The organism is Arthrobacter liuii (assembly GCF_014639275.1).
In the GTDB taxonomy this organism is placed as follows: domain Bacteria; phylum Actinomycetota; class Actinomycetes; order Actinomycetales; family Micrococcaceae; genus Arthrobacter; species Arthrobacter liuii.
Map to the genome: position 1 here is coordinate 417,691 of NZ_BMFW01000001.1, position 9,292 is coordinate 426,982.

General features: G+C 65.0%; 12 protein-coding genes. 5 read left to right on the top strand and 7 right to left on the bottom strand.

Annotated elements, in window-relative coordinates; genetic code table 11:
* Positions 1 to 20: 20 nt before the first annotated feature.
* Both IEW19_RS01895 and IEW19_RS01900 read right to left on the bottom strand, forming a co-directional pair.
* Positions 21 to 1,424, bottom strand: a complete 1,404-nt coding sequence (locus IEW19_RS01895) for a GntP family permease (protein WP_188569980.1) — start codon at positions 1,422 to 1,424, stop codon at positions 21 to 23.
* Between the two features lie 35 nt (positions 1,425 to 1,459).
* Positions 1,460 to 2,005 (bottom strand): gluconokinase, encoded by a 546-nt coding sequence (locus IEW19_RS01900; RefSeq protein WP_188569981.1) that lies wholly within the window; start codon positions 2,003 to 2,005, stop codon positions 1,460 to 1,462.
* Between the two features lie 191 nt (positions 2,006 to 2,196).
* Between IEW19_RS01900 and IEW19_RS01905 the strand changes: the two genes are divergently transcribed.
* Positions 2,197 to 2,931 carry a FadR/GntR family transcriptional regulator gene (locus IEW19_RS01905; RefSeq protein ID WP_188570021.1) on the top strand — a complete coding sequence of 245 codons (735 nt, stop codon included), beginning with the start codon at positions 2,197 to 2,199 and terminating at the stop codon, positions 2,929 to 2,931.
* Between the two features lie 63 nt (positions 2,932 to 2,994).
* On the opposite strand, the gene IEW19_RS01910 is transcribed toward IEW19_RS01905, so the two are convergent.
* Positions 2,995 to 3,948: a plastocyanin/azurin family copper-binding protein gene (locus tag IEW19_RS01910; protein ID WP_188569982.1), complete on the bottom strand. Its 954-nt coding sequence runs from the start codon at positions 3,946 to 3,948 to the stop codon at positions 2,995 to 2,997.
* A gap of 12 nt (positions 3,949 to 3,960) precedes the next feature.
* On the opposite strand from IEW19_RS01910, the gene IEW19_RS01915 reads away from it, so the two are divergent.
* Positions 3,961 to 4,383: a hypothetical protein gene (locus IEW19_RS01915; RefSeq protein WP_188569983.1), complete on the top strand. Its 423-nt coding sequence runs from the start codon at positions 3,961 to 3,963 to the stop codon at positions 4,381 to 4,383.
* Between the two features lie 21 nt (positions 4,384 to 4,404).
* Here IEW19_RS01915 and IEW19_RS01920 read toward each other — a convergent pair whose 3' ends face one another.
* From IEW19_RS01920 to IEW19_RS01935, 4 genes are all read right to left on the bottom strand, one after another.
* Entirely contained in the window at positions 4,405 to 4,608 is a 204-nt protein-coding gene (locus IEW19_RS01920) for a cold-shock protein (RefSeq protein ID WP_009372930.1), read from the bottom strand.
* A 222-nt stretch (positions 4,609 to 4,830) separates the two neighbouring features.
* The gene (locus IEW19_RS01925; protein WP_229748253.1) at positions 4,831 to 5,259 is read right to left on the bottom strand and encodes a sulfocyanin-like copper-binding protein; all 429 of its coding nucleotides are present in this window, start codon (positions 5,257 to 5,259) and stop codon (positions 4,831 to 4,833) included.
* Between the two features lie 137 nt (positions 5,260 to 5,396).
* Positions 5,397 to 5,651, bottom strand: a complete 255-nt coding sequence (locus IEW19_RS24160; RefSeq protein ID WP_188570022.1) for an SHOCT domain-containing protein — start codon at positions 5,649 to 5,651, stop codon at positions 5,397 to 5,399.
* 288 nt (positions 5,652 to 5,939) lie between these two features.
* Positions 5,940 to 6,275: a hypothetical protein gene (locus tag IEW19_RS01935; protein WP_188569985.1), complete on the bottom strand. Its 336-nt coding sequence runs from the start codon at positions 6,273 to 6,275 to the stop codon at positions 5,940 to 5,942.
* Positions 6,276 to 6,457: 182 nt separating this feature from the next.
* Here IEW19_RS01935 and IEW19_RS01940 point away from each other — a divergent pair, with 182 nt between their 5' ends.
* From IEW19_RS01940 to IEW19_RS01950, 3 genes are all read left to right on the top strand, one after another.
* On the top strand, positions 6,458 to 6,859 hold the full coding sequence (locus tag IEW19_RS01940; RefSeq protein WP_188569986.1) for a TfoX/Sxy family protein: 402 nt from the start codon (positions 6,458 to 6,460) through the stop codon (positions 6,857 to 6,859).
* Positions 6,860 to 7,117: 258 nt separating this feature from the next.
* Positions 7,118 to 8,026 carry an SRPBCC family protein gene (locus tag IEW19_RS01945; RefSeq protein ID WP_188569987.1) on the top strand — a complete coding sequence of 303 codons (909 nt, stop codon included), beginning with the start codon at positions 7,118 to 7,120 and terminating at the stop codon, positions 8,024 to 8,026.
* A 42-nt stretch (positions 8,027 to 8,068) separates the two neighbouring features.
* The gene (locus IEW19_RS01950; RefSeq protein ID WP_188569988.1) at positions 8,069 to 9,151 is read left to right on the top strand and encodes a tellurite resistance/C4-dicarboxylate transporter family protein; all 1,083 of its coding nucleotides are present in this window, start codon (positions 8,069 to 8,071) and stop codon (positions 9,149 to 9,151) included.
* The last annotated feature ends 141 nt before the right edge of the window (positions 9,152 to 9,292 follow it).

A 9,292-nucleotide genomic window follows, 5' to 3' on the forward strand; every position in this document is an offset into this window, starting at 1 on the left:
CGCTGCTTGGTTGGCAGAGGTCAGCCCGCCACACCGGCCACCAGGAAGATGCCCGCGGCGACCGCGAAGCCCATCACGCCGATCAGGGTTTCCATCACGGTCCAGGTCTTCAGGGTGGTCTTGACATCCATGCCGAAGAAGCGGCCCACCATCCAGAATCCTGCGTCGTTCACGTGGGATGCCACCACGGATCCGGCGGCGCAGGCGATGACCACCGCCGCGACCTGCATCCCGTTCAGTCCCGCCACCGCCACGCCGGGAGCGATCAGGCCCGCGGTGGTGGTCAGGGCCACGGTCGCTGAACCCTGGGCGACGCGGAGGATGGCGGAGATCAGGAAGCCGGCGAGGATCAGCGGGATGCCCAGGTTGCCCAGGACGTCCGCCAACGCTTTGCCGATGCCTGACGTGCGGAGTACACCGCCGAACATGCCGCCGGCGCCGGTGATCAGGATGACGGAGCAGACGGGCCCCAGCGAGGATTCAAGCAGGTTTTCCAGGACACCGTTGTGGATGCCGCGGCGGGTGCCCAGGACATACATCGCCACGAAAACGGTGATGAGCAGCGCCACAGGTGTTTCACCCAGGGTGCGCAGGACCTGGAACCACTGCTCGTTTTTGACTGAAGCTGGCAGGACGCCGGAGGACGCCAGGGTGTTCAGCCCGGTGTTGATGAAGATCAGCGCGAGCGGCAGGAGCAGCAGGCCAACAATGGTGCGGAATCGCGGCGGGTGGGATTCCGCCTCGGCGGTGGCGTGGCCCAGGATTTCGGGGACGGGAAGGACCAGCTTCTTGCCGGTCCACAGGCCGTAGAGGTAGGCGGTGAGGTACCACGTGGGGATGGCGGTGATGAGGCCTGCGATCATGACCAGGCCGATGTTCGCTTCGAAGAATGCCGACGCCGAAACCGGGCCGGGGTGCGGCGGGAGGTAGATGTGCATGACGGAGAACGCGCCGGCGGCAGGGAGGCCGTAGCGCAGCACTCCCCCGCCCAGGCGGTGGGCCACCGCAAAGACCACCGGCAGCATGACCACCAGGCCGGCGTCGAAGAAGATGGGGAAGCCGAAGATCAAGGAGGCCAGGCCCAGCGCGAAGGGGGCGCGCTTCTCACCGAAGATGCCGATCATGTAATCGGCCAGGACCTTGGCGCCGCCGCTGGTCTCCACGATCCGGCCAAGCATGGCACCCAGGCCCACCAGCAAAGCCACCGTGCCCAACGTGGTTCCAAAGCCGTCGATTAGCACCGGCACCACCTTGTTGGCGGGAATGCCGGTGGCGAAGGCGGTGGCCAGGCTGACGAGGATCAGCGCAAGCAATGCGTGCAGCCGCAGCCGGATGATGAGGAACAGCAGCACAAGAATCGCTGTCGCGGCGATGAGCAGCAGCGGGCCTGCGCCCAGCGTCTGGGTCCATCCTTCGATGGTCATGGTTCTCCTTTGAAACAGGGTTGGGGATTGTGGGGTCAGGACGCTCGGGGCGCCTGGCCGGCGGGGAGGTTGAGGGCCTGCACGACGGCGGCGACCAGCTCTTCGGGTGCAGGCGAGATGTCCAGGCGGAGGCTGCCGGCGTCGAGCTCCTTTGGGGTGAGCGGCTCAAGGGTGGCCAGCTGGCTGGGCAGCAGGGTAGGCGGCATGAAATGCCCTTCCCGGCCCTGCATCCGCTGGCTGATCAGCTCCGCCCCGCCGTCAAGGTGGAGGAAGACCACCCGGCCATCGGCGCTGGACAGCAGTTCGCGGTAACCCCGTTTGAGCGCGGAGCAGGTAAGGACGGTGCTCTCGCCTCCAGCCGCCTGGGCGGTCATCCAATCGCGGATCTCCTCCAGCCACGGCCAGCGGTCCTCATCCTGGAGGGGAACGCCCTGGCTCATTTTGGCGATGTTGGCCGCAGGGTGGAATTCGTCGGCCTCGGCGCAGGCCCAGCCCAGCTGCTGTGAGAGGGCCGCCGCCAGCGTGGACTTGCCGGAACCGGCGACGCCCATGACCACAAGGTGAGTGGCTGGATACTGCATGTCATACCTCCGGAGAAGACGTCGTTGGCTTTCGAAGAAGCTCGCTGGGGGACCGATGTTGTCCGGGCCAGACGATAAGGTATCACCTTTTTGATCCAAAGATGCTATCTATTTGAGTCATAAGTCATACCTTTGCTTGCTGCGTGGGTATCCTTGTACTGCGCAGCGGCGCGGAAGCGAACGGGGAAAGAATGTCGACGGCGACAGTCCAGGATGGCGATGAAGGGCACGACGGCGGGTACTCCCCTGCCATGCATGGACGGGTGTTGGAGGCGGTGGGCGTTGCCATCGCCTCCGGCCAGCTCGCTCCGGGGAGCAGGCTGACCCTTGAGGGGCTGCAGCAGGAGTACGGGATCTCCCGGACCGTTGCCCGGGACACCATGAAGGTTTTGGAGTCGATGAACCTGGTCTATCCGCGGCGCCGGGTGGGCATCGTGGTGCAGGAACGTTCGTTATGGAACGTGTTCGACCCGAAGCTGGTGCGGTGGCGGCTGGCCTCGGACCGGCGGGACCTGCAGTACAGCAGCCTGACCGAGCTGCGCATCGCCGTCGAACCCATTGCTGCTGCCGGCGCGGCACGCCGGGCCAGTGCCGCGGAGCGGGCACAGCTCGTGTCCCTGGCCGCTGACCTCCGCAGGGTAGGTGGGGCCGGTGACCTGCAGGCCTTCCTGGCCGCCGACATCGCGTTCCATCAGTTGCTGCTGCGAAGCTGCGGCAACGAGATGTTCCGTGCACTGGAGGGGATGGTGGCTGAGGTGCTGACCAGCCGTACCCGGCAAGGGCTCATGCCGTTCAAGCCGAGGGACGAGGCGCTGCAGGCACACGAGGATGTTGCTGCGGCCGTGGCCGGCGGGGACACTGCCCTGGCTGAACGGGCCATGCACCACATCCTCGACGAAGTGCGCGAGGCGATGGGGCTGCACTGAACCGGTTTAAATCGCATGGTCCGGCCGGGGCAAGTGCCCCAACCGGACCGTGTGTGGTCGGTGTTAGTCGACCACTTTCACCTTGCCCACCATGCCCATGTAGTCATGGAGTGCGCAGATGTAGTCAAACGTTCCTTCCGTCTTGAAGGTCACCGCGAACTCCCCGCCCGGAGGAATGATCCCCGAGTTGAGGTCGCCGCCGGTGAAATTCGTCGGCGTGCCGGACGGGGCGAAAACGTTCGCCGGTTCAGCGCCAAAAGTGACCGTATGGGGTGCGCCCATGCCGGTATTGGCGAAGACGACCGTCTCGCCCACGTGCACTGTTACGGTGGGCCGGACGAAGCGCATGACCATCGCGACGCCGTCGTCACCCCCGGCGATTACCCTGTGGTTGGTGGCCTGTTCAGCCAGTTCGGCGTCGAGTTCGCGTCCGTCCCGAAGGATGGACCGCGCCTCGGCCCGCGATGACCGGTTGTAGTCGGCCTGGCTGTACGGGTACTCCGTGCCCTGGCCGCGGACGTGGACTGTCCCCTTCATCATCTCGCCGTGAACCAGGCAGTAATAGGTGAAGTCACCCTCGCTCGGGAACTTAAGGCTGTAGTCCCGCGCGTCCGGGAAACCAGGCACGTCCACGTTGGCCAGGATGCCCGAGTTGTAGTACGAATGCCCGTCGTAGCTGTCCCCTCCACGCTTCAGCAACTCATCGTTGCTGAACGGATTGAACGGTTCCAGCGCCTGGCCTGATGCCAGGAATGTCACCGTATGGATTTCTGCCGAGTTCGCCTCCCACGTGATGGTGTCCTGCTCATTGATAAAGATTTCCGAGGGGAGGAACGACATGCCCTGGATTTCCTGGTCGCGGGACTCGGAGCCCACCTGCACCAGCCACGTCCGGTGACCCCACGCGCCCGCCGAGGCGGGGACGGCTGCGGCCATGGGGGCCAGCAGCGCAACAGCGAATGCAACGATTAACGCCAGTTTCTTGGATCTCGGGTTGATTCCCCAAATGTGCTTCATAGCAATGCTCTCTTGAACGGCAATCTGCCAAAGGCCGATGTACAGCTGTGGCCGGTCAACTCATTGCTTGATGGGCCGAACTGGCCACAATCTTTCGGAGTGAAGGTGCCGGCCGCCGATGCCGGGGAGCAGAGGCAGCCGGTGCCGGCCCGTCGTCGTGCCGGACATGCACCACCCCAACTGGTGACGCGCAGGTTGGATTTTATTCTCCAGACGCCGCCGCGGGCGCGGCTATCACGCCGCGGGAGGACGCAATACAAGATTGCTCCTTCAACTGAATTTTGTCGAGGCCTGCCGTTGTTGCGGATTTACCCTGTTCACGCTGCTGGCGTGCCAGCCATTGAGGCCATGGCCGCCGCGATCAGGAACTGGCACACCCGGGTTAAGAAAAAGCAGGGCCTGCCGAAGAACGGCAAGCCCTGCTTGGAAACCTAACGGTCCCGGAACCCTAAGAAATTAGAGAGCCTGGATGTTGGTGGCCTGGGGACCCTTGGGGCCCTGCTCGGTGTCGAAGGAAACCTTCTGGTTCTCTTCGAGGGAGCGGAAGCCGTTGGAGTTGATCGCAGAGTAGTGCGCGAAAACGTCCTGCGAGGAGTCGTCCGGGGAGATGAAGCCGAAGCCCTTTTCAGCGTTAAACCATTTGACGGTACCAGTAGCCATTATTTTTGTCCTTCGTGAAGGTGGAGGGAAAATCCCGACTTTCGGGCCCTCCGGCGTGGGGTGTTCAAAAACCGCTACTTCAGAAAGACACGGACTTTGCGACCGCGCGTACTGCCTGAACTACCAACTGCATAAACACAACAACGTTCACAACACTACAGCAGAGCGCTGTCTCCCCCTAACGCGGAAGCCGACGGGCGCCCAGGCGGGGAGGGCCGCCGGCTAACTAACCGTGAATTGGGTGTACATGCCGGCAGCGTAGTGGCCGGGAAGGTTGCAGAGAAGTTCGTATCGTCCGGGCGGCAGCGTGCGGGTGACCCAGCCCGAGGCGCCGGGCAGGATGCCTTGGCCGGTGCCTTCGGCGCAGGTGCTTGAAGCTTCCCCGACGCTCCCTGCCTCATCGATGGTCCCGTCCCCGCGGACCTGGCGGCTGCCGGGAGCCTGGTTGCCCTGCAGCGGAAGGACCACCAGTTCATGGCTGATGGTTCCGGCATTCGTAGCCAGGAAGGAAACCGTGCCGCTGGCCGCTGAACCCCGGTCCGTTGCCATCCGCATGGCGCCGGCCACCATGCCGTTCCGCCTGCCCATCATGGGGCCCGCCATGTTGGTCAGCGCCACGTTGACCACCGTCCCGGCGAGAGCCGGGGCCACGCACCGGCTCCAGGGTGGAAGACGGCCAGGGCCTTGGTTCACGGCCCCGGAAAGGCCGATGGCGAGGAGGGACAGGGCGGTCAGAAGAATCACGGATGCGGCCGCGAGGAGGATTTGCCCACGCCGGCCAACAGCGTTCATTCCTGACGGCGGAGCGCCGACCGTCGTGCAGTGAACTCCTGCTCGTCGATCTCCCCCCGCGCGAAGCGCTCACTGAGGATGCGCTCGGCGTCCAGGTGCGCCGGCCTCGGGGCAGAAGGGCCCGTCCCGGCATGGGGACGCCTGAGGACCAGCACCACCACCGTGACCACGCCGCCCCAGAAGATCAGCATCATCACCGCCATGGCCACCCATGCTCCGATGCCCCAGTCGCCACCCCAGCCGTACATCATGATCGGACCTCCTGGAGCGAATCTACGGCCGGCCCGGACCCGGGAACAGGGCCGAACGGCCCGCCTGTGCCCGAACAGGATGATCCCCACCACCCCCACGGCCACAACCCACACCAGCGACAGGCCGAAGCGGGAGCCGACGACGGCGTTGGTCACCAGGTCCCCGATGTCCACGAACCCGCCGATGGCAGTGACTATCCCGAGCTCGACGCCGAGGAGCCGCTTCATTGGGATCCCACCTTGCCTTTGAGCTGCTTCGGGGCGTCCTGCGCGTCAGCGAGCGCTTTGTCACCGTCGGGCAGGGAGGGGGTGCCGCCGTCGTTCGCTGCCAGTGTGGTCCAGCACGTCCAGTGCCTGCTGCTGCGTATCACGGTCCTCCTGCGTGGCCGGCGAGAGCTTCAGGATGGTGCTCCGGCTGGTCTGGATTTCCTTCAGCTCATCGTCAAGGCTGGTGGAAGTGGCGGCCCGGGTCAGCTTGCCGTCCATGTCCTGCCGGAGGGCGATCCGGGCGTGGCAACCGCAGAGGAACTGTCCTTCACGGCGGTGGAAACGGACTGGCTGGTGCCGCCGCTGCAGCCGGCCAGGAAGGCGAGTCGGATGCCCCGGATCAATGCCACGTGGCAAGGCAGCAATATATTAGTTGCCGTGAGCTATGTACGGCACTCCTCCGGGAAGTTTGACCTGGTCAGGGATGGACTTATTGCCCGCCGTGCGCTGGCGGAAAAGGACCCTCGACCCCACCTGCGAACAGGCATATCCTGCATTCCAGATCCTGCCTATATACCCTGCCACCGGGAGACGAAGCCATGGACATGCCCAAAGCCACTGAGGAAGAGAAAGAGCGCTTCATGCGCGTGGTTCCCGCGCATCCAGGGGTGGTGGTGAAACCGATGTTCGGCAACCTGGGAGCCTTCGTAAACGGCAACATGTTCGCCGGGCTTTTCGGTTCCACTATCGGAGTGAAGCTGTCCAGTGAGGACAAGGAGCTGCTGGAGTCCTCCGAGCGGACCGTGGCGTTCGGGCCGGCGGAGCGGCCCATGGGCGGCTACACCGGACTGCCGGACGTCTGGAATGAAGAGGGCGACGGCGACGAGACCCGGGCGCGCGCGTGGGCCGAGAAAGCGCTGGACTATGTGGCGTCCCTGCCGCCCAAGGAACCAAAGGAACCCAGAGCCCGCGTACCCAAGGCGCCCCGGGCTCCCAAGTAGCCGTTGTCCGCTCCGCGGTGTTCGTGCCTGGCTGCCTTCGCTCAGCCGGTGCTTTTTGTCCTGGGCCGCACGGGCAGCCCGGACGGGCATGGGGACCATGCGGAGCGGGTGGCCGGGCTGCTCCGCGATCACTGGGACGGGCGGAAGCAACTTCCTAGCTGCCGTCCGGGACCTTTTCCTCTGTTTCTGCGCTGCCCAGGGGACTGCACTGGAGAGGCACATGCAGGAGCCCGGCAGCTGCCGGAAAGGAGATAAGACATGACCAGGAACATCCTTCAGAGCACCACGATCAAGGCCCCTGTGGAGACGGTGTTCTCCTTCCTGAGTGACCCCACGAACTGGATGAAGGCATTCCCGGGCGACAGTGACGTCACCCAGCTGGACGTCAAGCCCAAAGGTGTGGGCACGTCCGCGCGCTGGTCCAGCAAGATGTGGGGCATCCCCATGCATGTGACCCACGAGTACCGGGAAGTGGTGCCCAACAAACACATCGTCTCCAAGGCATCCGTGGGGCCTGTCATTACGTTCTCCCTGGAACCGCTCAACGGCAGCGGCACGCAGTTGACCGTCGAGTCCGTCCTCGAGATCGAAACGCCCCTGGTCCGGGTTCCCGCCCAGGCACTGTTCGTCAGGTGGACCGAGGACGACATCCAAGGCATGGTGTCGAACGTCAAGAGCCTGGTGGAGACCGGGAAGAAGGCGGTTCCGGAAGCAAGCGAAGCAAAGTTCAGCCAGACGCTGACGTGGTCGGACAGCGTCCACATCGCGGCCCCGGTGGAGGAAGTGTTCGATTTGGTGAAGGATCCGCAGGTCTGGTTGGGCCCGGATGTCCAGATCGCGGACCTGAAGACCACCCCGGAGGGCGTGGGCACCACCTTCCAGGCGGCATGGAAAGTCCTCGGCATCCCGCTCAAGACCACCCACGAATACACCGAATTCGTCCCAAACGGGCACTTCACGTCCAAAGCGGCCCTTGGACCGGTGTTCAAAGTGGAGGTGACACCCCAGGACGGCGGAACACGGCTCAGTATGCGGTCCGACACCGTCCCCCGGAACATGGCCGAGGCAGCCGTCGACGCCCTGGTCATCAAGATGACAGAGCGCAGCCAGGCCGAAATGCTGGCCGGCATCAAGGCGAGGGCGGAGGCCCGCGCCGGGCAGCGGTAGGAAACACCCGGCGTGCCGGATCCACCAGCCTAAGCTTGGGGCATGGACACCGCCATTGACGCCCGGCACTCCTTCGGCTCCCGCGCCAACCAGGCGGTACGGACGCTTACTCCTGGCTACTTCGCCCTCACCATGGCCAGCGGCATCATCTCCGTGGGACTTGAGCTTGAGGGGTTCCACGCGCTTTCGGTGGCACTGCTGGTGGTGTGCGTGCTCTCCTACCTGGTGATCCTTGCGCTCAGCCTGCTCCGCCTGGCCAGGTTCGCCGCGGACATGCGCGGGGACTTCCTGGATCCCGGCCGGGCGTTCGGCTTCTTCACCTTCATCGCCGGAACAAACGTGCTCGGGACGCGGCTTGGCATGGCGGGGTGGCAGGGCACGACGGCGGGGCTCCTGGTGGTTGCGGTGCTCGCCTGGGTGGTGCTCGGCTACGTGGTGCCGTGGACTGCCGTACTGGGCCGGTCCGAGCGGCCCGTGGTCAAGGATGCAAACGGCTCGTGGTTCATCTGGTGCGTGGCCAGCCAGTCCGTGGCTGTCGCCGCGGCCTCAATCGAGCCGTTCGCCGCGCCGGACTGGCGCGCGGCCCTGGCGTTGGTCGCCGTCGTCGCCTGGTCGGTGGGGCTTATCCTGTATGCCGCAGTGGGAATCTTCGTCTCACTCCGGCTCATGACCTATCCCATCCGGCCGCAGGACCTGCGCCCGCAATACTTCGTGGCAATGGGCGCCATGGCCATCAGCGTCCTGGCGGGGGCCCGGATCGTGGAGATGGCCGGCGCACCCATGGTGGATGCAACGCGCGGGCTGGTGGCCGGCGCCTCCGTGGTGTTCTGGTCCTTCGCCTCGTGGCTTTTCCCTGTGCTCCTCGCGGCCGGCTGGTGGCGTCACGTGGTCCACAGGGTGCCGTTGTCCTACGAGCCGGGCCTGTGGAGCGTCATCTTCCCCCTCGGCATGTACGCCGTGGCCGGGATCTACCTGGGCCGCGCGGACCAACTGCCCCTGGTGGCAGCCATCGGCCGCGCCGAACTGTGGCTGGCGGTTGCGGCGTTCCTCGCCACCCTCGCCGGAATGCTCTGGCACCTGTGGGCCACCCTGCTCGCTCCAGCTTCGCCGCGAGGTGGCACTTAACGGCAATGACCCCGTGGCAAAGTCATAGGGTCGTTGCAACGCTCTGATTGATGGAGCGTTAGATGGTCAAGTTGTTCCCGTCGAATGCCCGCACTGAGTTTGTTGATTTGGTGTGCGGCGGGCTGTCGATTCTGGAGGCCT